This window comes from Clostridium sp. AM34-9AC, from assembly GCF_003480225.1.
In the GTDB taxonomy this organism is placed as follows: domain Bacteria; phylum Bacillota; class Clostridia; order Lachnospirales; family Lachnospiraceae; genus Acetatifactor; species Acetatifactor acetigignens.
Genome location: NZ_QUIU01000039.1, coordinates 1 through 20,627 on the forward strand (window position 1 = coordinate 1; position 20,627 = coordinate 20,627).

Annotated in this window: 18 protein-coding genes and 1 tRNA gene; 2 read left to right on the forward strand and 17 right to left on the reverse strand. The window is 47.8% G+C overall.

Annotated features, from left to right (window positions below; translation table 11 throughout):
- Positions 1–44 precede the first annotated feature (44 nt).
- The 7 genes from DW835_RS16710 to DW835_RS16740 all read right to left on the reverse strand — a co-directional run bounded on the left by DW835_RS16710 (position 45) and on the right by DW835_RS16740 (position 8,786).
- Positions 45–1,409 carry a PFL family protein gene (locus tag DW835_RS16710; RefSeq protein WP_117467355.1) on the reverse strand — a complete coding sequence of 455 codons (1,365 nt, stop codon included), beginning with the start codon at positions 1,407–1,409 and terminating at the stop codon, positions 45–47.
- A 54-nt stretch (positions 1,410–1,463) separates the two neighbouring features.
- A complete protein-coding gene (locus DW835_RS16715) occupies positions 1,464–1,736 on the reverse strand; it encodes an ACT domain-containing protein (protein WP_022311867.1) in 273 nt (90 codons plus the stop codon).
- Between the two features lie 253 nt (positions 1,737–1,989).
- The gene (locus DW835_RS16720; protein WP_117569179.1) at positions 1,990–2,790 is read right to left on the reverse strand and encodes an MBL fold metallo-hydrolase; all 801 of its coding nucleotides are present in this window, start codon (positions 2,788–2,790) and stop codon (positions 1,990–1,992) included.
- Between the two features lie 73 nt (positions 2,791–2,863).
- Positions 2,864–5,104, reverse strand: coding sequence for a cell division FtsA domain-containing protein (locus DW835_RS16725; protein WP_117467358.1), 2,241 nt, complete (start codon positions 5,102–5,104; stop codon positions 2,864–2,866).
- Positions 5,092–5,697, reverse strand: a complete 606-nt coding sequence (gene coaE / locus DW835_RS16730; RefSeq protein WP_118731460.1) for a dephospho-CoA kinase — start codon at positions 5,695–5,697, stop codon at positions 5,092–5,094. Before coaE ends, DW835_RS16725 begins: the two co-directional genes overlap by 13 nt.
- Complete coding sequence (polA, locus tag DW835_RS16735; RefSeq protein WP_118731461.1) at positions 5,698–8,415, reverse strand: DNA polymerase I; 2,718 nt, start codon at positions 8,413–8,415, stop codon at positions 5,698–5,700.
- 50 nt (positions 8,416–8,465) lie between these two features.
- The gene (locus tag DW835_RS16740) at positions 8,466–8,786 is read right to left on the reverse strand and encodes a zf-HC2 domain-containing protein (RefSeq protein WP_022311862.1); all 321 of its coding nucleotides are present in this window, start codon (positions 8,784–8,786) and stop codon (positions 8,466–8,468) included.
- Between the two features lie 175 nt (positions 8,787–8,961).
- On the opposite strand from DW835_RS16740, the gene DW835_RS16745 reads away from it, so the two are divergent.
- A tRNA-Leu gene (locus tag DW835_RS16745) sits at positions 8,962–9,044 on the forward strand.
- 369 nt (positions 9,045–9,413) lie between these two features.
- Here DW835_RS16745 and DW835_RS16750 read toward each other — a convergent pair.
- From DW835_RS16750 to DW835_RS16765, 4 genes are all read right to left on the reverse strand, one after another.
- Positions 9,414–10,457, reverse strand: a complete 1,044-nt coding sequence (locus tag DW835_RS16750) for a S66 peptidase family protein (RefSeq protein ID WP_118731462.1) — start codon at positions 10,455–10,457, stop codon at positions 9,414–9,416.
- A 342-nt stretch (positions 10,458–10,799) separates the two neighbouring features.
- The gene (locus tag DW835_RS16755; RefSeq protein ID WP_117467367.1) at positions 10,800–12,077 is read right to left on the reverse strand and encodes a diaminopimelate decarboxylase; all 1,278 of its coding nucleotides are present in this window, start codon (positions 12,075–12,077) and stop codon (positions 10,800–10,802) included.
- Positions 12,078–12,103: 26 nt separating this feature from the next.
- Positions 12,104–13,087 carry a diaminopimelate dehydrogenase gene (locus tag DW835_RS16760; protein ID WP_118731463.1) on the reverse strand — a complete coding sequence of 328 codons (984 nt, stop codon included), beginning with the start codon at positions 13,085–13,087 and terminating at the stop codon, positions 12,104–12,106.
- A 79-nt stretch (positions 13,088–13,166) separates the two neighbouring features.
- Entirely contained in the window at positions 13,167–13,928 is a 762-nt protein-coding gene (locus DW835_RS16765) for a TrmB family transcriptional regulator (RefSeq protein ID WP_118731464.1), read from the reverse strand.
- A gap of 351 nt (positions 13,929–14,279) precedes the next feature.
- Here DW835_RS16765 and DW835_RS18125 point away from each other — a divergent pair, with 351 nt between their 5' ends.
- Entirely contained in the window at positions 14,280–14,459 is a 180-nt protein-coding gene (locus tag DW835_RS18125) for a hypothetical protein (protein WP_182430345.1), read from the forward strand.
- Between the two features lie 72 nt (positions 14,460–14,531).
- Here the strand turns inward: DW835_RS18125 and DW835_RS16770 are convergent, their stop codons facing one another.
- The 6 genes from DW835_RS16770 to DW835_RS16795 form a co-directional block, all read right to left on the reverse strand.
- Positions 14,532–15,206, reverse strand: a complete 675-nt coding sequence (locus DW835_RS16770; RefSeq protein ID WP_118539963.1) for a uracil-DNA glycosylase — start codon at positions 15,204–15,206, stop codon at positions 14,532–14,534.
- Between the two features lie 22 nt (positions 15,207–15,228).
- Positions 15,229–15,990 carry an imidazole glycerol phosphate synthase subunit HisF gene (gene hisF / locus DW835_RS16775; protein WP_118539962.1) on the reverse strand — a complete coding sequence of 254 codons (762 nt, stop codon included), beginning with the start codon at positions 15,988–15,990 and terminating at the stop codon, positions 15,229–15,231.
- A 144-nt stretch (positions 15,991–16,134) separates the two neighbouring features.
- Entirely contained in the window at positions 16,135–16,779 is a 645-nt protein-coding gene (gene hisH, locus DW835_RS16780) for an imidazole glycerol phosphate synthase subunit HisH (protein ID WP_118731465.1), read from the reverse strand.
- Entirely contained in the window at positions 16,776–18,611 is a 1,836-nt protein-coding gene (locus DW835_RS16785) for a hypothetical protein (protein WP_118731466.1), read from the reverse strand. The genes hisH and DW835_RS16785 overlap by 4 nt, the downstream gene beginning before the upstream one ends.
- Positions 18,612–18,654: 43 nt before the next feature.
- Positions 18,655–19,422, reverse strand: coding sequence for a hypothetical protein (locus DW835_RS16790; protein ID WP_118539959.1), 768 nt, complete (start codon positions 19,420–19,422; stop codon positions 18,655–18,657).
- A gap of 65 nt (positions 19,423–19,487) precedes the next feature.
- Positions 19,488–20,399, reverse strand: a complete 912-nt coding sequence (locus tag DW835_RS16795; RefSeq protein ID WP_022312258.1) for a chemotaxis protein — start codon at positions 20,397–20,399, stop codon at positions 19,488–19,490.
- Between the last annotated feature and the right edge of the window lie 228 nt (positions 20,400–20,627).

The window sequence follows — 20,627 nt, forward strand, 5'->3', positions numbered from 1 at the left end:
TATACCCTGCCAAGGGCTACGGGGATATTTCGCTAAATTTCCAGTTAGTTCTTAAAGCTATGAATAGGTGCGGGGATGCGGCCGCCGCGGTTGACGAAAGCATCACAGGAGAAGGTATTCACGGGCATGATGGGCGCGTAACCTAACAGGCCGCCGAACTCTACGGTCTCTCCCACGCCTTTTCCGATTACGGGGATGATTCTGACTGCGGTGGTCTTCTGGTTCACCATACCGATGGCCATTTCATCCGCAATGATACCGGAAATGGTGGTTGCCTTGGTGTCTCCGGGAATGGCGATCATATCCAGACCTACGGAGCAGACACAAGTCATGGCTTCCAGCTTCTCGATGGTGAGGGCTCCGGCATTCACGGCATCGATCATTCCCTGATCTTCACTGACAGGAATGAATGCACCACTTAAACCGCCGACGTAGGAAGATGCCATAACACCGCCCTTTTTCACCTGATCATTCAACAACGCCAGGGCTGCAGTGGTTCCGGGAGCTCCGGCATGTTCCAGACCGATCTCACACAGGATATCCGCTACGCTGTCGCCGATGGCCGGGGTCGGTGCCAGAGACAGATCCACGATGCCAAAGGGAACATTTAACATCCGGGATGCCTCCTGTGCTACCAGCTGACCTACACGGGTTACCTTAAAAGCAGTCTTCTTGATAGTCTCACAGAGAACCTCGAAGTTCTCGCCGCGCACCTTTTCCAGTGCGGTCTTTACAACGCCGGGGCCGCTGACACCGACATTGATGATCTTGTCTGCTTCGGTCACACCATGAAAGGCACCTGCCATGAAAGGATTATCATCCGGTGCATTACAGAATACTACCAGCTTTGCACAGCCCAGGGAATCATCTTCCTTGGTATACTCTGCAGTCTCCCTGACCATCTCACCCATCAGCTTTACGGCATCCATGTTGATACCGGTCTTGGTGGAGCCCAGGTTCACAGAGCTGCACACACGCTCTGTGGTAGACAGCGCCAGAGGAATGGAACGAATCAGCAGTTCGTCCGCCGGGGTCATTCCCTTGCTGACCAATGCGGAATAACCGCCCAGGAAGTTCACACCAACCTCATGTGCTACCTTATCCAATGTCTTTGCAATACTTGCAAAGTCTTCTATCGTATGACATGCCGCACCACCGATCAGTGCAATGGGAGTTACGGAAATTCTCTTATTTACAATGGGGATGCCAAATTCTCTGGAGATCTCCTCTCCGGTCTTCACCAGATCCTTGGCTGCTTCGTAGATTTTGTTATAAATCTTCTCATTTAATCTGTCCAGATCGGAATCGATACAGTCTAACAGGCTGATACCCAGTGTGATGGTACGCACGTCCAGGTTCTCTTCCTCGATCATTTTGTTGGTCTCTGTTACTTCATATAAATTGATCATTACGGCTCCTATCTGCCCCTTCGGGTCTTATTTATTTCGAAATCGTGGGGCTTATCAGATGCGGTGCATCTTGTCAAAGATCTCTTCCTTCTGGCACTTGATCACTACGCCAATCTCTTCTCCGAGAGCAGCCAGTTCATCTGCCATATCACCAAAAGTTTTCTGCATCTGATTGGTGTCAACGATCATCATCATGTTAAAATATCCCTGTACGATGGTCTGGGAAATATCCAGGATATTGATGCCGTTTTCCGCAAGATAGGTACATACCTTTGCGATAATGCCTACTGTGTCCTTACCAACTACCGTAATAATTGTTCTTTTCATAATCGCCCTCATTTTCTGCATGAAATCATGCTATTATTTTTATCTATTAAACTACACTTTACTACAATTTGCAACCTCAAGTTCAGCCTATGAACATATTCAGACACAGAAATCATACTTGCATCATTTTGTGAGCGAATATGTTTCAGGCACCGAGCGCCAAACTATGGAGCAAAGCTAGTCATGAAATGACGCAAAAGCGTGCTATGATGCGGCTCCAACGAATAATGCTGGCTGATGCGCTGCGCATCCGCTACGCAATATTGATCACCGGAGATACATTGCTCCTGTCTGCCACCATCATCCGGAAGTCTTCCGCCCGGTAAGGGTTCTCTCCCATGGTGATTTCCATCCGGACTGCTTCATAGGCCAGCTCCGGAAGATTATTCTCCTTGCTGAGATGTCCCAGCACGATAGCCTGCAGCTTGTCATGCAGGATTCGACAGAGCAGCTTGCCGGAATTTTCATTGGAAAGGTGTCCTCTGTCCCCCAGAATTCTCTGTTTGAGATAATAGGGATAAGGTCCTACCTGCAACATCTTCACATCATGATTCGCTTCCAGCAGCAAGGCATCCATTCCCTTCAGGCACTCCACGGTGTAATCATTATAGACTCCTAAATCCGTACAGATTCCTACCTTTTTATCTCCGTAAGCAATACGATAGCCCACCGGCTGTGCCGCATCATGGGAGATTTTCATGGGATTGACAGTCAGATCCTTGATAGTCAGTTTCACATCTTCCTTCACTTCCCGAAACAGGGCTGGATCGATCTTGCCCAGATTCCCCATCTTCTGGATTTCTTCCAGGGTTCCCGTTGTGGCATAGATCGGCACTTCATATTTTCTCGCCATGACACCCAGTCCCGCCACATGATCCATATGTTCGTGGGTCACCAGGATGCCATCCAGATCTCTTCCGGTGAGTCCCAGACTGTTCAGCCCGGCCTCCGCCTTTTTGCCGCTGATTCCCACGTCCACCAGCAGATGCGTGGCCTCTGATCCCACGTAAATACAGTTGCCGCTGCTGCCGCTGGCAATACTACATAATCTCATAACTTCTTAATCTCTTTTCTATCTTACTTCTGTCTTACTCTTTGCCGTTTTCCATCTTCGGCATTAATGCATACTAGTGCATGCTTTTCCAGTAGATCTCGATCACATCTCCCTCTTTCAAAGGTTCCATGAACTGTGCCGGGCGTCCATTTAAGTTCGTCACAATGGATCTGCCTGCGGATGCGGAGGATCCCAGATCAAAATCAATATAATCAAACACATCCACAAATACATAGGAAGCCTTACCCTGCATGGTGATGGGGGAATGGTTCACGATCACTGTTAACGGATGCGGTCCCTGTGGTGACACGCTTTGGCTCTGTGCCGTCTGTTCCACGCTTTCGTACTTTTCGTCCTGCTTCCCGGAAGTCCCCTGCGTTGTCACGGAAGCCGTCCCGTTTTCTGCTGCAGTCTCTGTCCCCTGTGTCATCGCCGCTTCTCCTGCCACAGCCTCTGCCTTCTGCATCACAGGCCCTTCTCCATAAACAGGCTCTTCTCTATAGGCATCCTCTTCTGTGTCCGCATCCGGCAGGTCTGCATAACTCCCTTCCGGCAGCGGGTTCTTCATATCCCAGCTTACGGTGAAATGCTCATAAACTCTGGTATCCGGCTGCGCCGCTGTATCATTGACCCTGATATCCGCACCGAGAGGCACATCCAGAAATTCTGCGATTTCCTTTACAGTATAAGAATTCCGAATCCGAATATCATCGTTCTGGCCGATCCGGTAGAATTCATTCTCTCTGTGACCGTTGACTTCCGCTGTCTTCGGCAGACTGATCTGTTTACCGTTCACATAGACCTGCAGTGCATCCCCCAGTTCAGAGAGTTTTCCCAGCTCCAGCACCGCCGGTTCGCCCTCCGTGGAAGGTGTTACCACAATGCGGTCCCCATTATGTACCTGGGTATACATATCCGCCTCGTCTCCGTTGACCCGGATGACTGCTGCCTCTCCCTGTTCGCCCCGCACCATACGGGTCTTACCATTGACAGTAAACAGAAGGGCTTCCCCTTTTCTGGGGAACAGCTGGTCATTGGGGAACTGCATCTGCATAGCGGCATCTGTCACGGATAATTTGCCGTTATCATAGAGCTTTACCCGCTCTCCGTTAAATTCCACGAAAATAAAATTATTGCTCTGTACATAATAGCTTAAACAGATACCGATAGGTGTTACCATCATGGCATCCTTTCTGGCATTTTCCAGTTCAAATGTAATGGTCTGCATGACTTCCTGTCCCCGGATTGCCACACGTTCCTTCACGATGCCCAGCTTTTCTGCCAGCTTCTCCGTGTAACCGGGCACCATTCCACCGCCGCCTACCACGAACACGGCACTGACCGGTTTGTCCCCGTTCAGTTCTTTGATGGTATCGGATACCAGCTGGGTCATACGTTCGATCTCCGGATCCAGCAGTTCCAGCACTTCGCTGGCTTTGATGGTCTGGGGCAGTCCCATGATATCTTCGTATTCGATAGTCTCCTGGGTTCTGCATTTTCTCTTGATCTGCTCGGCCACCTCGAATTCCACGAGACAATGCTGTACCAGAATATCCGTCAGGCTGTCTCCTGCTACGGGGATCATGCCATAGGCTGTGATGGTTCCCTCTTTGGTAATGGAAATATCACTGGTGCCTGCACCCACGTCCACCAATGCCATATTTAACATACGGAACTTCTCCGGAATTGCTACCTGAATGGCAGCAATAGGCTCCAGTGTCAGATTCGCCACATGCAGGCCCGCCAGTTCTACTGCCTTATACAGACCGTCCACTACATCATCCGGCAGAAACGTGGCGATCAGATCCACTGCAATGTTTTTTGCCTTATGTCCCTCCAGATTACCCATCTGGTAGCCATTCATGTAATACCGCATGGCCGTATAACCCACACAGTAGAATTTCATATCTGTATCCGTATTGCTGTTCTGGAATTCCTCGTAAGCCTTCTCCACGCCCATGGTACACAAGGAATACACATCTTCCTGCGTGATCTCCCGGTCACTCTCAAAGCTGTGCTCCACATAGGTAGTGACGGTACGCAACACACGGCCTGCAGCTGCGATACATACTTCCGTAAGTTCTCTGCCCAGATCCGCTTCCAGCTGTTCCTTTACCTGGGAAATAGTCTCTCCCACCTTGCCGATGTCATGGATCTGTCCGTCCAGCATGGCTCTGGTCTCATGCTCCTTGGAGCGCTGTGCCAGCACATGGAACTTCCCGCCATTTAAGTATCCTACCGTACCTACGATGCTTCTCGTACCGATATCCAGTCCGAATACCAACTGTCCCTGTTTTTCTTTTACTCCTTCCATGAATATGCCTCCAGTTTCTGTCTGATCTGTCTGTAGCTGTCTTCCAGACTGTCACTGTTATCAATGACAAAATCACAATGCTGCCGGAATTCTTCCTCCGAAAGCTGTGATGCTATGATCTTTTCTATCTTCTCCGGTGTGTAACCGCGGCTTTCCGAAAGTCTTCTTCTGCGTACATCTTCTCTGGCGTAGATATACCACATTTCATCCACTATATGTTCATACCCGCTCTCGATCAAAAGTGCCGCTTCCACAAAAAACAGTTCCACATCGCCCTTATTCTTTGCCTCTGTCAGACGATCCGCCAGATATTTTTTTACCGCAGGATGAATGATGGCATTCACCTGTTCCAACAGTGTCGGATCTGCAAAAATCTTTGCCGCCATTGCCGGCTTATCGATCTGTCCGTCCGGCGCAAGGATTCCGTCTCCCATCAGCGCTACCAGCGCATGATAGCCTTCGGTTCCCGGTTCCTTGACTTTATGCCCGATCTCATCTGCCAGATAGATCTCACATTTATAATGCTGTCCGATATATTTTAAAATCTCTGTTTTCCCGGCACCCACACCGCCGGTAATACCTATAAAACGCATTTATTTCGCCTCATACCAGTTATTGCCCGTGTGCAGATCGATTTCCAGCGTCACCGCCAGATCTGCCGCGGACTTCATATTTTCCGTAAGGATTTCACGGACTCTTGCCTCTTCCTCCTGTGCGGTCTCGATCAACAGTTCGTCATGCACCTGCAGGATCAGACGGGATTTTAACCCTTCCTCTTTCAATGCTTTCCATACCTTGATCATGGCGATCTTGATAATATCCGCCGCCGTTCCCTGAATAGGGGCATTCATGGCCACTCGTTCGCCGAAGGACCGTTGCATGAAATTGGAGGATGACAGTTCCGGGATAGGGCGTCTTCTGCCAAACATGGTCTCCGTATAGCCCTTTTCCTTTGCATCCGCCACCAGTTTGTCGATGAATTCCTTCACCTTCGGGTAAGTGGCAAAATACTGTTCAATGTACTGTGCCGCTTCCTTTTTGCTGATACTCAGATCCTGACTCAGTCCAAAGGAACTGATACCGTAGACGATACCGAAATTGACTGCCTTGGCATTCCGGCGCTGCAGATCCGTGACTTGCTCGAAAGGAGTATGGAATACCTTGGATGCCGTGATCCGGTGAATATCCTCTTCCTGTCTGTAAGCATCAATCAGCTGTTCGTCTCCGGACATATGAGCCAGCACACGCAGTTCGATCTGGGAATAGTCCGCATCCATGAATTCATAGCCTTCTCTGGGGATAAATACCTTGCGGATCTGTCTGCCCAGTTCCATACGCATGGGAATGTTCTGCAGATTCGGCTCTGTAGAGCTGATACGCCCCGTGGCAGTAATGGTCTGATTGAAATTCGTATGGATCCTGCCGTCCTCTTCAATAAAAGCTGCCAGTCCGTCTGCATAGGTGGACTTTAACTTGGTCAGACCTCTGTATTCCAGGATATCTCTTACAATAGGGTAATCCGCCGACAGCTTTTCCAGCACATCCGCAGCTGTGGAATATCCGGTCTTGGTCTTCTTGCCGCCGGGGATCTGCATGGTCTCAAACAGTACCTCGCCCAGCTGCTTGGGGGAATTGATATTGAACTCTGTTCCTGCCTGTGTGTGAATGGACTGTTCCAGTTCCTCAATGCGGGCCACCAGTGCATCCCCATAAGCCTTCAGTTCCTCCCGCTTTACAGCCACACCTTCTTTCTGCATGTCATACAGTACCAGTGAAAGAGGCATCTCCATCTCCTCCATGAGACATTTCATGCCTGCTGCCTCCAGCTTGTCCTTCAGGACTTTTTTGCCTTTCCGGGAGACATAGGCTCCGTAGCACGCATACTCCATGGCTTTCCCGGCGTCCTCGGAAAGCAGTGTCCGAAAATCTCTCTTGCCGAATACTTCCGCTCTGCCCGGGATCAGAATTCCCAGATGCTCCGAAGCAATGGCCTCCATGTCATAATCATTCTTCAGAGGATTCAGCAGATACGCCGCGATCAATACGTCAAAATACTGTTCTGTACTGCTGCGGTCCAGATAGTCATACTGGTGCTTCACATCAAAGGTAGCGATCTGTGTATCCGTACCTGCGGAAAGTTCCTGTAGAGCTTCCGTGATCTCTGCGGTGTCATCCACAGATTCCACCGCTTCCGCAAACAGACTTAACTGCCCTTCCGGTTCCTTTTCATGTGTCAGGGCATAAAATACCGTCTCCTCATCGGACATAGACAATGCCACCCCCAGCAATTCTTCTTTTTTCGTAGTAGCATCCACTGGTTCCGTGATCAGCCACAGGCCGATCTCCTTCTGTTTCTGCGCTTTTTTCAGATATTGTAAAAATTCTTTTTTATCTTCAATCTGTCGGAAGCTTTCTGCGATCTTGCTGTCATTGGCGGCGGCATCTTTTTCAAATCTTCCCAACAGATTTTTGAATTCCAGACGTTTGCACAAGGTATAGGCTTCCGGGGTATAGAACCCCTCTGCTCTGGCCTGTTCGTAATCCAACTGCAATTCGCAGTCGGTCTTGATCGTTGCCAGCGTCTTGCTCAGATCTGCCAGATCCTTATGCTCGATCAGGGATTCCCGGATACTTTTTTTCGAGATTTCTTCCACATGGGCATAAATATTATCCAGAGAACCGTACTCCACCATCAGTGCCTGTGCGGTTTTCTCCCCCACCTTCGGCACTCCTGGAATATTATCGGCGGTATCTCCCATCAGGGCTTTCAGTTCGATAAACTGTAACGGAGTCACCTGATAGGCAGCCAGTACATCTGCGGCATAATAATCCTCGATCTCCGTTCTGCCCTGCTTCGTCTTCGGAATCCGGATCTTGATATGATCCGTGGCAATCTGCAGCAGATCTCTGTCACCGGAGACCAGTGATACTTCCAATCCGGCCTGCTCTGCTTTTTTGGCCAGCGTTCCAAGAATGTCATCTGCTTCCAGTCCCGCCTGCTCCATAATGGTAATATGCATGGCCTTCAGGATTTCCTTCATGACGGGCACCTGCTCCCGCAATTCCTCCGGCATAGGCTTTCTCGTTCCCTTGTAAGCCTCATACATTTTGTGGCGGAAAGTCGGTGCATGAACATCAAAAGCCACTGCCAGATATTCCGGCTTTTCCTCCTCCAGAATTTTAAACATAATATTCAAAAAACCATAAATGGCATTTGTGTGCAGTCCCTCTGCATTACTCAGATCCGGCACTCCGTAGAATGCCCGGTTCAATATACTGTGTCCGTCGATCAATACCAGTTTCTGACTCATACTCTGTCTATCCTATCTTAATTCTGTCCTCTTGATTCTATCAGGTGTCGCTAAGAGATGATCCATCCCAGAAATCCCATAAGAAAAATCACCGTCAGCACTTCCAGTACGGCCCCTGTCTTCAGAAAAGCCATATGAAATCTTACCTTGCGCTTTGCTTCCGCAAGTCTCAGTTCCAGTTCTCTCTGCAGGTCAAAAGCATCGCCGTCTTCCAGACGCTGCATACCTTCCGTTACAAGGAACTGAATCACCAATTCCTCCTTGCAGCCCGGGCATTCCCGCATATGCTCCCCGAATTCCTGCAAGGTCTGAAAATCCAGTTTTCCTGCAATGAAATCAGGAATATTCTTTTCAAATTCTTTGCAATTCATGCTTCCACCCTATTCCAAAACAGTTCTACAGATTGCGTTCCCATATACTCATACACTTCTACTATACAACATCTTGTGTAAAAAGACTAGAAAAATAGTAGCAAGATTCCAGAAAAAAACTCTTGTCAACTTTTTTAATCTATGATAAAATAATCTCTGTTGTGAGTGTTTGAATGCCGGCGTGTCGGAATGGCAGACGAGGCAGACTCAAAATCTGTTGGTGGCAACACCGTATGGGTTCAAGTCCCATTGCCGGCAGTTAGTGCAGAATCAAATCGGTTCTGCGCTTTCTTTTTGTATTTTTATAACCACATCGCATTTCCTGCTTTTTCTAATTTTTTTCCAATCATCTCCTATGGATTAATTGTTACAAAATTGTTACAATTCATTTGTGCTTAGCTAACACAGACGTAACCGAACACCAGGCAACAGGAAAAGGAGGAAGAAAGTATGTGTTTCAAATTCATTAACTGTTCTCAGTGGTTGAATGCATTCTGCGGCTACTTCAATTTTGGCTGCTAATATCGTTTTCGACGAATAGAGCGTTCCATAGACGCACGAAAAGGCTCTCCCGTTTGGGATGAGCCTTTTCTTATTTCTACACTTTTTCTATGAATTTATACATTTTTACCGATAGTCATAACGGAGGGTGACATCATTGCCCTGTACCTGTACTTCCGCACAGCTTCCGGTGACAATCGGCATCATGGGTGCCAGATGTCCCAGATCCACATCCATGATCACGGGAACATTCTTCTCTCCCGCCACGGCCAGAACTGCCTGGTACTGATCCAGTCCCATCATCTCCTGTCCGAAACACAACGGTCTTCCGATGAGAAAACCTTTGACATACTGAAACCATCCGGCTTCCTCCATCTGCCACATGGCTCTGCGGATGGCAAAAACATTCAGGTCACATGCTTCCAGGAACCAGATGATTCCGTCCTCTTTATACTTTTCCAGAAAATCCTGTGTTTTATCAAACCGGGTTCCCAGTAGATTCACCAGACAATCCATACAGCCGCCCAGCAACCGACCTGAAAAGCGGATCTCCGGTTCCTTTTCTGCTGTCTGTCTGCCAAGATACTTTTTCAGCACTCTGGATTCCGTGGTGTTATAGGGCAACAGAGGCTGTTCTTCATTTTTCAGAGACTCCTTTTCCCACTTGTCATATCCATGCACCTCTTTGGTCTCTCCGGTCAATATTCCGAAGGCATCTTTCAGGGATGCATGCCAGGGCTCCATGCCAAAGGCGGCCGCGCAGGGGCCGTAGACGGAGGCGGTATCACAGATGGTTGCCAGCAGATAGGTCATGTTGGTATTGTCAGAATACCCCAGATACCACTTGGGCTCTGCTGCCTGCAGACGCTCAAAATCCACATGGCTCATGGTCTCGCACATCAGTTCTCCGCCACCGCAGGAGATCAGACAGTCATTTTCCGGGCTGCAATAGTAATCCGTCAGCTCCTGCCCGCATTTTTCGGGGGTGTTACTGATACCGATGCCCTCTCCGGCATAACAGTTGGGGCCTAATTGTAACTGATAGCCCATTTCCCGGAATTTCTTCTGGGCATTGCCAAAGGCAGTGTAATAAGGTTCTATCTGACAGCCAAAAGAAGGGGCCACAAATCCAATGGTCCCTCCCCGCTGTATATGTTTCGGATATTTCATTGCTTCGTATCCTCCTATATCGCCCATTCGCATTCCGGGCTATCGCCCTTCTTGCTCATGTTCGTTCACTTCCCTCATAGGAGGTCTGCTTTGCCTGCAAGCAGTCACGCCAACCTCCTATGGGTACTCCCATTCGCATTCCGGGCTATCGCCCTTCTTGCTCATGTTCGTTCACTTCCCTCATAGGAGGTCTGCTTTGCCTGCAAGCAGTCACGCCAACCTCCTATGGGTACTCCCATTCGCATTCCGGGCTATCGCCCTTCTTGCTCATGTTCGTTCACTTCCCTCATAGGAGGTCTGCTTTGCCTGCAAGCAGTCACGCCAACCTCCTATGGGTAAGTGTTATGCGTCAAAATTAATCTTATTATAAATATCGAAACAGTCAAAGGTTGCAAAATAATCCTTCGGTGTCTCGGCACGGCGGATCAGTTCCACGCTGCCGTCCTCCTTCAGCAGAAGCTCTGCGGATTTCAGCTTACCGTTGTAATTGTAACCCATGGCAAAACCGTGTGCACCGGTATCGTGGATGGCAATATAGTCACCGATATCGATCTTTGGCAGCATCCGGTCGATGGCGAATTTGTCGTTGTTCTCGCACAGGGAACCGGTCACATCGTACTTGTGGTCGCAGGGCTCGTTTTCCTTGCCCAGTACAGTAATGTGATGGTAAGCGCCGTACATGGCGGGACGCATCAGGTTCACGGCACAGGCATCCACACCGATGTATTCCTTATGAGTATGCTTCTCATGGATGACCTGGGTCACCAGATGTCCGTAAGGTGCCATCATATAACGACCAAGCTCTGTGTAGATTGCCACATCACCCATGCCTGCCGGTACCAGAACTTCCTCATATACCTTACGCACGCCTTCGCCGATGACTCTGATGTCGTTGGGTTCCTGATCCGGACGGTAAGGAATACCGATACCACCGGACAGATTGATGAAGGTAATGTGTGCGCCGGTCTCCTCTTTCAGCTTTACTGCCAGTTCGAACAGTTCTCTTGCCAGAGTGGGATAATAGTCATTCGTTACCGTGTTACTGGCCAGAAAAGAATGGATACCAAAATTCTCCACACCCTTTGCCTTCAGGATCTTATATCCCTCAAACATCTGCTCCGTGGTGAAACCGTATTTAGCATCGCCCGGATTGTCCATGATGTTATTGCTGATGGAAAAATATCCGCCGGGATTGTAACGGCAGCTCAGGGTCTTGGGCAGATAACCGATGGTCTTCTCCAGGAAATCGATATGGGTGATGTCATCCAGATTGATGGTGGCACCGATTTTTGCCGCATATTCGAATTCATGGGCCGGGGTATCGTTGGAGGAGAACATAATGTCCTCTCCCTTTACCCCCATAGCATTGCTGAGCATCAGCTCTGTCAAAGAGGAGCAGTCACATCCACAGCCGTAATCTCTTAAGATGTTGATCAGAAAAGGGTTGGGAGTCGCCTTTACCGCAAAGAACTCCTTGTAGCCCTTGTTCCACGCAAAAGCTTCCTTCAGCGCCTTCGCATTCTCCCGGATTCCCTTTTCATCATAGATATGAAACGGTGTGGGATATTTTTCTGCGATCTTTTCGATCATTTCTTTGGTAACAAATGCCTTTTTTTCCATAAGTATCTCCTCTGCATCTATCTTATTTACAGTAACGCACTTCTCATCTCTTCCGGAGTCAGAGTGCTCAGATAAGCAGGGGCCACATCAAATACGGTCTTGCAGCCCTTCTGGCCTTCCTGATTCATGCGGTAAGCAGCTCTTGCATAAGCGGTCAGTACGCAGGAAGTGAACTCCGGGTTGGAATCCAGCTTTAAGCTGTACTCGATCACATGGTTGTGCTCACCGTTTAAGCCGGTCTTGCCGGTACGCAGTACAAATCCGCCGTGAGGGATACCTGCGTGATCTCTCTGCAGTTCTTCCTCAGTGATGAAATGTACAGTAGTATCATAATCTGCAAAATAGTTGGGCATGGTCTTGATCTGCTCTTCGATCTGTGCCTTGTCTGCGCCCTCTTCCGCTACCACAAAACACTCTCTGGTATGCTTCTGTCTGGTGGTCAGAACCGGATTCTCACAGTTTCTGACAGCTTCCAGTGCGGACTCTACGGGAATGGTATACTGCTTGGCATCCTTGACACCGGGGATACGACGGATGGCATCGGAATGTCCCTGGCTGACACCCTTACCCCAGAAGGTATAATCGCTGCCGTCTCTTAAAATGGCATTGGCATACAGTCTGTTCAGGGAGAACATACCGGGATCCCAGCCTACGGAAATCATGGCTACCTTGCCGCCCTCTTTTGCTGCAGCATCTACCTGTGCGAAATGCTCGGGGATCTTCGCATGGGTATCAAAGCTGTCTACCACGTTGAAATATTTTGCATACTCTGCGGTCTGTTTGGGCAGATCGGTTGCGGAGCCTCCGCACAGCACCAGGACATCGATCTTGTCCTGCATGGACAGTAACTGATCTACATTATAAACCTTCACATCTGTTAAAGTCTTTACTGTAGCAGGATCTCTTCTGGTAAATACGGCTACCAGCTCCATGTCATCATTCTGCTTTACTGCACATTCCATTCCTTTTCCTAAGTTACCATAACCTAAAATTGCGACTCTGATACTCATTTTTCTATCCCTTTCTATTTTATCCTATTTATGAGAACGCTGCGGCCGTTTCCACCCGGCAAAAGCGTTTTCTACATAATTATTGCTCACCCTGCTTCAACCGAATGAGGGCGATCTCGTTGCGCATGGCATCCTTGAAGACTCTGACAAAATTCTTCTGGCCACTGTAAAGGCAGGTATCACTGCTCTTTCCCGTCACCGTACCGGTGAGAATGTACTCGGAATCTATGATGAGACGGATCTGATCCATCTGCTGTTCCTCTTCCTTAAGCTCTCTGAAATGCTCCGGCACCAGGTATTCTATGATCCCGGCCTTTAATTCCGCATCTTCCGGAAAAGGTTCTCTGTTGTCTTCTGAAATCAGCACCACTTTTTTCTGTGCCCGGACCAGCTCCCTGATCTCCTCCGACCATTGCTCCAGGAATTCACCTGTTGCGGAAAAATAAATACGCTTCTCGGCACCCAGAAGCATGTGTCGGATCTTGTCACAGATGTGGTCATAGCCTTCGATGGTGATATAGCCTTCTCTAGGTAAATTTTTCCTGGGGCCATCCGCCACCAGATGTTCTTTTGCTTTCCGCAGATACCGGATCCGGTTATCGCAGAACTCGGATAATGCTACAGCCAGATATTTTGAGGAGGTTCCTTCGATCACATAAGCAGCTCCATGCTCCACCAACGATGCCAGTCCATTATAGACATTGGATCTGGAAATCCCCGTCAGCTTCGCCACCTCATAGCCTGTCAGTTCTTCATTTTGAAGAAGACACAGGTAAATGGCAGCCTCCTGCCTGCTCAGTCCGAACAGGATAAGTTGTTCTATGATTGCCGCTTCTTCCATAGGTACTCCTTTTAGTGGTTCTTTACAGGAACACTATAGTAAGGATTCCTTGTTTTGTCAATAGGGGAAATACTTATTGAGAAAAGATGTCAGTAAAGAAATAGAAAGTGATGCCACTCCTCCGGGAGTTCTGTTTGTATTAAAAACGCCCTTTTTTTCTAAAAAAATACAAAAACAGGAGATTTTGGCCTTTTATAAGAGCTTATTTTCGCTAAAATAGGAAAAATAATAAAATCAGTACAAAAAATGTTTGATTTAGAGGTTTTTTGTACTGATTTTGCTATTTTAATGCGATTTGCACCAAAGCAATAGAAATGGCTGCAGCAGAAATGCCTATGGTGTACAGATATTATGAAAAAAGCAGAACGTCCGCAGCGGATGGAATATCCTTCCGGGGATGTTTGTCGGACGGTGGTGACATTTTCTCGAAAAGTGTTGAAAATCAGGGTGGTGCGAACAGGACGTTCGCGACAGGCGGACGTTCGTGGAGGGTATGGCAGCACTACGTTACGAGCCATGCACCCTGAGTGAACCAGCCTCGCTTGTGCGCAAGCGCCCATCGGGGTGTTCCACTCTATTTTTGCATGGCTCGTAACTCACAATTTACACATTTTCAATCTGCCAGTCGATGGGCTCCACGCCGTGTTCTTTCAAGAAGTTGTTGGTCTTGCTGAAAGGTCTGCTGCCGAAGAAACCGCGGTAGGCAGACAGGGGGCTGGGATGAGGGGCCTCTAAGATCAGATGATTGGGATTGTTCAACATAGCTTTCTTCATCTGGGCAGGTCTGCCCCACAGGATAAACACAATGGGACGATCCTGTGCATTCAGTGCCCGGATGGCGGCATCTGTAAACTCTTCCCAACCTTTCCCGTGATGGGAATTGGCCATGTGTGCCCGCACAGTAAGCACCGTATTGAGCATCAGGACACCCTGCTCGGCCCATTTTACAAGATAACCATTGTTAGGGATATAGCATCCCAGATCATCGTGAAGTTCCTGATAAATATTCACCAGAGAAGGGGGAATATCTACATCCGGCTTCACCGAGAAACACAGTCCATGAGCCTGTCCCACATTATGATAAGGATCCTGTCCTAAAATCACCACTTTTACCTTGCTTAACGGCGTCAGATGAAATGCATTGAAAATATCATCCGCCGGTGGGAAGACCACGGTGGTGTTGTATTCATTTTTGACAAATTCAAAAAGCTGTCTGTAATAAGGCTTGTGGAATTCTCCGCCCAAAGCCGTCAGCCAGTCATTCGTGATCATTGCCATAGTCAAATCCTCCCTGTCGTCCCTAGAGACGGACACTGATTCCTTTTTCCCGTAGGTATTCTTTCACCTGCCTGATCTCTAATTCTTTGTAATGGAACAGAGATGCCGCCAGAACTGCCTCTGCCTTTCCCTCTGTCAGAGCATCATAGAAATGAGACAGCTGTCCAGCACCGCCGGATGCAATAACCGGAATGCTTACACTCTCTGCCACAGCCCTGGTCAGCTCCAGATCATAGCCTTCCTTCGTGCCGTCACCGTCCATGCTGGTCAGCAGGATCTCTCCGGCTCCCATCTTCTCTGCGGTTCTGGCCCACTCCACAGCGTCCATGCCCATATCCACACGACCACCGTTTTTATAAATATTCCAACCACCGCCGTCTGCCCGCTTCTTGGCATCGATAGCGACCACCACACACTGACTGCCAAACTTCTCTGCTGCATCACTGATCAGCTGCGGATTCATAATGGCTGCGGAATTCACAGAAATCTTGTCTGCTCCTTCTCTCAATATCGCCTTAAAATCATCCACGGTACGGATTCCTCCGCCTACAGTGAAAGGAATAAATACCTTGCTGGCTACCTTCCGCACCCACTCTAACTGCGTTGCTCTACTGTCTGCAGAAGCCGTAATGTCCAAAAATACCACTTCGTCCGCACCGGCTGCATCATAAGCAGATGCTACCTCCGACGGATCTCCGGCATCCCGGAAATTCACAAAATTCACACCTTTTACTACTCTGCCATCCTTCACATCCAGACAGGGAATTACTCTTTTGGTATGCATATTAATCTCCATTCCGCAGACGATTCCTTCCGTCGGAGGAATTGCGAATCAAATTTAAAATTTGATTCTGCGATAAGAGCTACTTTGTGACGTCTGCCGCACAAATAGCCGTGTGAAAAATAAGCTATCATGCTTATTTTCACACTATCTTCCTCCCTGCTTATCTTTTTCCCGGAACTCTTGTGTGATCTCTATGAAATTCTGCAGAATTTTCATTCCCACCCGGGAACTTTTCTCGGGATGGAACTGACAGGCAAAAATATTACCCTTTTCCACGGAAGCATGAATCAAAGTTCCATATTCTGTGGTGGCAGTAACAATGGAAGGATCTGCTGCCTCCAGATAATAGGAATGTACAAAATATACATAGGAATGCTCTTCCACGCCCCGGAAAAGTCTTCCTTCATTGGGAAAAGTAAGGTCATTCCAGCCAATATGCGGAATCTTCAGTTCTTCTGCCGCAGGAATCCTTCGGATCTTACCGTCTAACAGGTGCAGTCCCTCTACTCCCGGTGTCTCCTCACTACTCTCAAACATCAGCTGTAAGCCCAGACAGATTCCCAGAAAAGGGATCTGCCTGTCCACTACTTCATGAATGACATCCACCAGTCCGTACTGGTGCAGTTTTTCCATGGCATCACCGAACGCTCCCACACCCGGCAGGATCACACCGTCTGCGGACAGGATTTCCTCTCTGTCTCTGGTAATCTTCACCTCTTCTCCCAGAAAATCCAATGCCTTTTCTACACTCTTTATGTTGCCAGCATCATAGTCGAGCACTGTGATCATTGCTGTATCTCCTTTTCCTCGGGGAGAGGATCCGGCAGCTGTGCGGGCGCCTCCTCCGTATTAGGTGCAGATGTTTCCTCCGTTACCGTTCCCTGCGGGAACTCCCAGAATCCCAGTCCCAGCCTTTGCAGAACCAACATTACATTCTTCGTATATTCTACATTATCGGAAATATCCGCAATCTGTTGTGCCTCTTCCTGACTTAACTGATATTTCTGGGAAAGGATATTCAAAATATCCTGGAATGCCAGACTTACCTCATCCTGCGCATTCCACTGTGTCGCATAATTTAACAATGTCGGATAATCCCTGACTGCCTGAAGCAGGCTGTCCAATGCCTCCAATTCAGAGCCTTCGTTTACGAATACTTCGTACTCCCGCAGCCACATACGGATGGTCAGAATACTCTCGGACTGACTGTACATCACCTGTTCTGTCTCATCCAGTTCCTTGCCCATCAGATTCTGGTAACAGGTCTGATAATCTCCGGCATAGTAAGCTTCTCTACCGCTGCGCTTCGCGGTATAATCCGCCAGGAAGTTACCCAGCAACAGAATCACCGCCCCCAGAGAAATACATACCACTACAATCGGGAGGATTTTCTTCGGAGAAAGCTTTTTCTCCGATACTGACGGCTTATCTTCCTTTTCCGGCTTTTCTTTTTTCTTTTTTTCTTTTGCCGGTTTCTTGGGCTTGGGCTGCTTTTCTTTTTTAGGCTTTTTCTGTTTTTTTCCTTTCTTGTTCTTGCCGCCCTTGTCCATCTCTTCCAGGATCTTCTTGTTCTCATCGGACAGCTGCAACTGATCCGTTTCCTCTTCTTCCTCGTCCTCCTCGGTGAACAGATCTAATAATTTGGCAAAAAAGCCTTTTTTCTCTTTCTTCTGTTCCGGCTCATCCATGATGTCTGCGCCTGCAGCCTTCAGAATATCCATCACATCTGCAGATTCCGGTTCTCCGGATGCATTATCCGTGCTGTTCTCCGACTGCTCCGGAAATGCTCCCGCAAGTAAAGCGTCCAGATCGTCATCCAGGCCGCCGGCATCTCCGTTTTCCGCAGCATTTTCCGTACTTTCTACACTTTCCGTGTTGTCAGAAGCCTCCATCGGTGTTTTGTCTGTATCATCCATGCCATCCGTCAGGGAAGACAGATCCGCAAGATCATCCGGCACAGTTTCCGGGATATCCGATGTAACTTCCTCTCCCGCAGGCTGTGCTGATTCTGTCTCATCCGGTGCTGATTCCGGTTCTTCCTTGGATTTCTTCTTAAACCGTTCAAAAAATCCCGGCTTCTTTTCCTTCTTTTTCTTTTCTTTTTTCTTTTTTCCGCGCTTGCCGTTGTCTTCTTCCCGCTCTGCTGTTTCCTCCGGCTGTGCAGTCTCCGGTGTCACCTGATCCAGAATATTTGACAATCCCTCGTCATCCGCATTCTCCAACATTTTGATCAGATCGTCATTAGCATCGTTGCTCTCCTGTGCCGGAGCATCCCCGGATTGCTCCTGGCCCTGCTGCAATAGCCTGTTAATTTCATCCTCAGACATAGAAGCTGTCTCCTCTGGAAGAATGGCTGTATTTTCCGCTACAGGCTGACTTGCTTCCGTTTCCTGCTCTGATGAATCAGCTTTTTGAGCATCCAGCGCCGACTGCAGCAGATCATCCATATCGCTCATATCGACCTGAGTTCCACTCTCTTCCACAGGCTCCGGCGTTTCCGGTGCTTTGGCAGTTTCTTCCTCCGTCCCGGTCATTTTCGGCTCCTTTGTAACCTCTGTTTCCGTATTTTCTGTTTCAATTCCTTTTAATAAATTATCCAGGTATTCCTCCTGTGAAGGCATATGTCATTCCTCCGCTTTCTCACAAGTTACTAACATGTTAAGTTTAACACAGGCTGAGCAACCAGGCAATGGGATTTTGTTCTCCATCTATACAATAAAGGTCTGCTTTTTGTTGAAACAAAGCGATTCTCTCAAAAGGGGAACGTATAATCGTAGGAAAACGGTTCCCCTCCCCAATCTCCAACAACACCATTTTATGATTCAGGGTATTTTGCAGCCAGTTCTGATATTCTGTCCAGGTTTTCAAATATCCTTTTTCATCGTATCGGCCGGCATAGACATTGTTGAGTACCAACTTTTTCCCGCACTTTGGACATTTTCCCAAATCCGGAACCGAAAACCCGTTAGTCTGCAGCTTCTTAAAACTCTCCTGCAATTGTTCCTCATCTGCTTCTGTCACTGTCTGGATGCCTTCCTCACACCCGTCCGGGCACTGTTTTTTCGTCCAGTCTCCACAGGGTGCCACGAATCGCTCTTTTTTCAATAACATTTTTTTCCAGGGAACCTCTGCCAATTTATGATTCAGCGAAGATGAAACCACAAAATAACTCTTTTTTTCCAATACTTTTGCCAGCTTCTGCAATCCCTTCTCGATCTCTGCTTCCATCTCCGGCAAATACTGTCTGCGGAATTGTTCTTCCACATAAGGCAAAAGCCAAAGTACATTCTGCTGTTGTAACTGTTCCCGGATTCTGCGGTAATCTTCTCTGCTTTGCAGGAAAAATTCCATGTCAAACTCCTGTCCCAGGCCCACCAGCACATATTCCGCTTCTTCAATTTTCTGAAGGATTTCTTCTGTTTGTTTATCCATAACTGTATCCTGATATTATAGCAAAAGGCTGGGACTATCCCAGCCTTTTTGCTTCTCTAAACTTACTATCTGTCTAAATGCTTCTCTGCTACCAGTTCGTCCACAATTCTTACCAGATTACCGATCTCGGGTTTGGAAAGCTGTGCATCTGCTCCCAAAGCCTCTCCCTTTCTCTTCATGTCATCATTAACCAGTGATGAGAAAATGATAATAGGAATGTCCTTGGTCGCATCATCGCTCTTCACAAGCTTGGTCAGTCTGTGACCATCCATTTCCGGCATCTCAATATCGGTGATGATACAACGAACATGCTGATCCAGTGTACCATCCTCTTTGCACTGCGTAATAACATCATATGCTTTCTGACCGTTCTCTGTATGGATCAGATTTACATAGCCGGCTGCCTTCAGGGAATCTACAATCAGCTTGTTAAGCAGAGGGGAATCCTCTGCAATCAGAATAGGAACAGAGCTTCTTGTACGCTCTCCCAGTTCATTCAGCTCGGACATCTTCAGTCCTGTCTCCGGATTGATGTCAGATACGATCTTCTCGAAATCCAGAATAATGATCAGCTTGTCATTTTTCTTGATAATGCCGGTAGCAACACTCTCATCTGCTGCAGAAATGGTGATATCCGGCTTAATAATATCTCTCCAGCTTACTCTGTGAATACCTAATACAGATTCTACATGGAATGCAATATCCAGCTTATTAAAGTTGGTAACGATAAATAATCCTTTTTTCTCAGATTCACCACGCCCCAGACAATTCTTCAGATCAATGGCGGTGATCATAGTATCTCTCGGCATGAAAATACCTTCAATACTGGGATGTGAATTCGGAACCGGTGTTACTGGCTGATAGGTGATGATCTCTTTGATCTTGGCAACATTAATTCCGTAGGAATTACCTGCCAGGGTAAACTCCAGAATCTCCAATTCATTTGTTCCGTTTTCAAGTAATATCTTAGTATCCATACTTACTCCTGTGCCCTTCCCGCTGCTTTTGTTCTTTATGCCATATTCTTTATGCCATATATTTTAAGAAGCCTGCAATGCAGCCTTTTACTACTTTCTCAATTAATTATAACATATATTTTAAAAAAAGAAACAATTATCTGAAATTAATGCATAAAAAAACGATAGCAGAAAGCTATCGTTTTTAATTTATTCCTTCAAAACCGAACACTGAAACTCTATCTCTTA

Coding starts and splice junctions, on each gene's coding strand:
- DW835_RS16765 (WP_118731464.1), bottom strand. CDS start 13,928: ATGGAAGAAGCGGCAATCATAGAACAACTTATCCTGTTCGGACTGAGC.
- DW835_RS16725 (WP_117467358.1), bottom strand. CDS start 5,104: ATGGAAGGAGTAAAAGAAAAACAGGGACAGTTGGTATTCGGACTGGAT.
- polA (WP_118731461.1), bottom strand. CDS start 8,415: ATGAGTCAGAAACTGGTATTGATCGACGGACACAGTATATTGAACCGG.
- DW835_RS16750 (WP_118731462.1), bottom strand. CDS start 10,457: ATGAAATATCCGAAACATATACAGCGGGGAGGGACCATTGGATTTGTG.
- coaE (WP_118731460.1), bottom strand. CDS start 5,697: ATGCGTTTTATAGGTATTACCGGCGGTGTGGGTGCCGGGAAAACAGAG.
- hisF (WP_118539962.1), bottom strand. CDS start 15,990: ATGCATACCAAAAGAGTAATTCCCTGTCTGGATGTGAAGGATGGCAGA.
- DW835_RS16710 (WP_117467355.1), bottom strand. CDS start 1,409: ATGATCAATTTATATGAAGTAACAGAGACCAACAAAATGATCGAGGAA.
- DW835_RS16770 (WP_118539963.1), bottom strand. CDS start 15,206: ATGGCAATGATCACGAATGACTGGCTGACGGCTTTGGGCGGAGAATTC.
- DW835_RS16715 (WP_022311867.1), bottom strand. CDS start 1,736: ATGAAAAGAACAATTATTACGGTAGTTGGTAAGGACACAGTAGGCATT.
- hisH (WP_118731465.1), bottom strand. CDS start 16,779: ATGATCACAGTGCTCGACTATGATGCTGGCAACATAAAGAGTGTAGAA.
- DW835_RS18125 (WP_182430345.1), top strand. CDS start 14,280: ATGAAAAAAGCAGAACGTCCGCAGCGGATGGAATATCCTTCCGGGGAT.
- DW835_RS16720 (WP_117569179.1), bottom strand. CDS start 2,790: ATGAGATTATGTAGTATTGCCAGCGGCAGCAGCGGCAACTGTATTTAC.
- DW835_RS16785 (WP_118731466.1), bottom strand. CDS start 18,611: ATGCCTTCACAGGAGGAATACCTGGATAATTTATTAAAAGGAATTGAA.
- DW835_RS16760 (WP_118731463.1), bottom strand. CDS start 13,087: ATGAGTATCAGAGTCGCAATTTTAGGTTATGGTAACTTAGGAAAAGGA.
- DW835_RS16790 (WP_118539959.1), bottom strand. CDS start 19,422: ATGGATAAACAAACAGAAGAAATCCTTCAGAAAATTGAAGAAGCGGAA.
- DW835_RS16755 (WP_117467367.1), bottom strand. CDS start 12,077: ATGGAAAAAAAGGCATTTGTTACCAAAGAAATGATCGAAAAGATCGCA.
- DW835_RS16740 (WP_022311862.1), bottom strand. CDS start 8,786: ATGAATTGCAAAGAATTTGAAAAGAATATTCCTGATTTCATTGCAGGA.
- DW835_RS16795 (WP_022312258.1), bottom strand. CDS start 20,399: ATGGATACTAAGATATTACTTGAAAACGGAACAAATGAATTGGAGATT.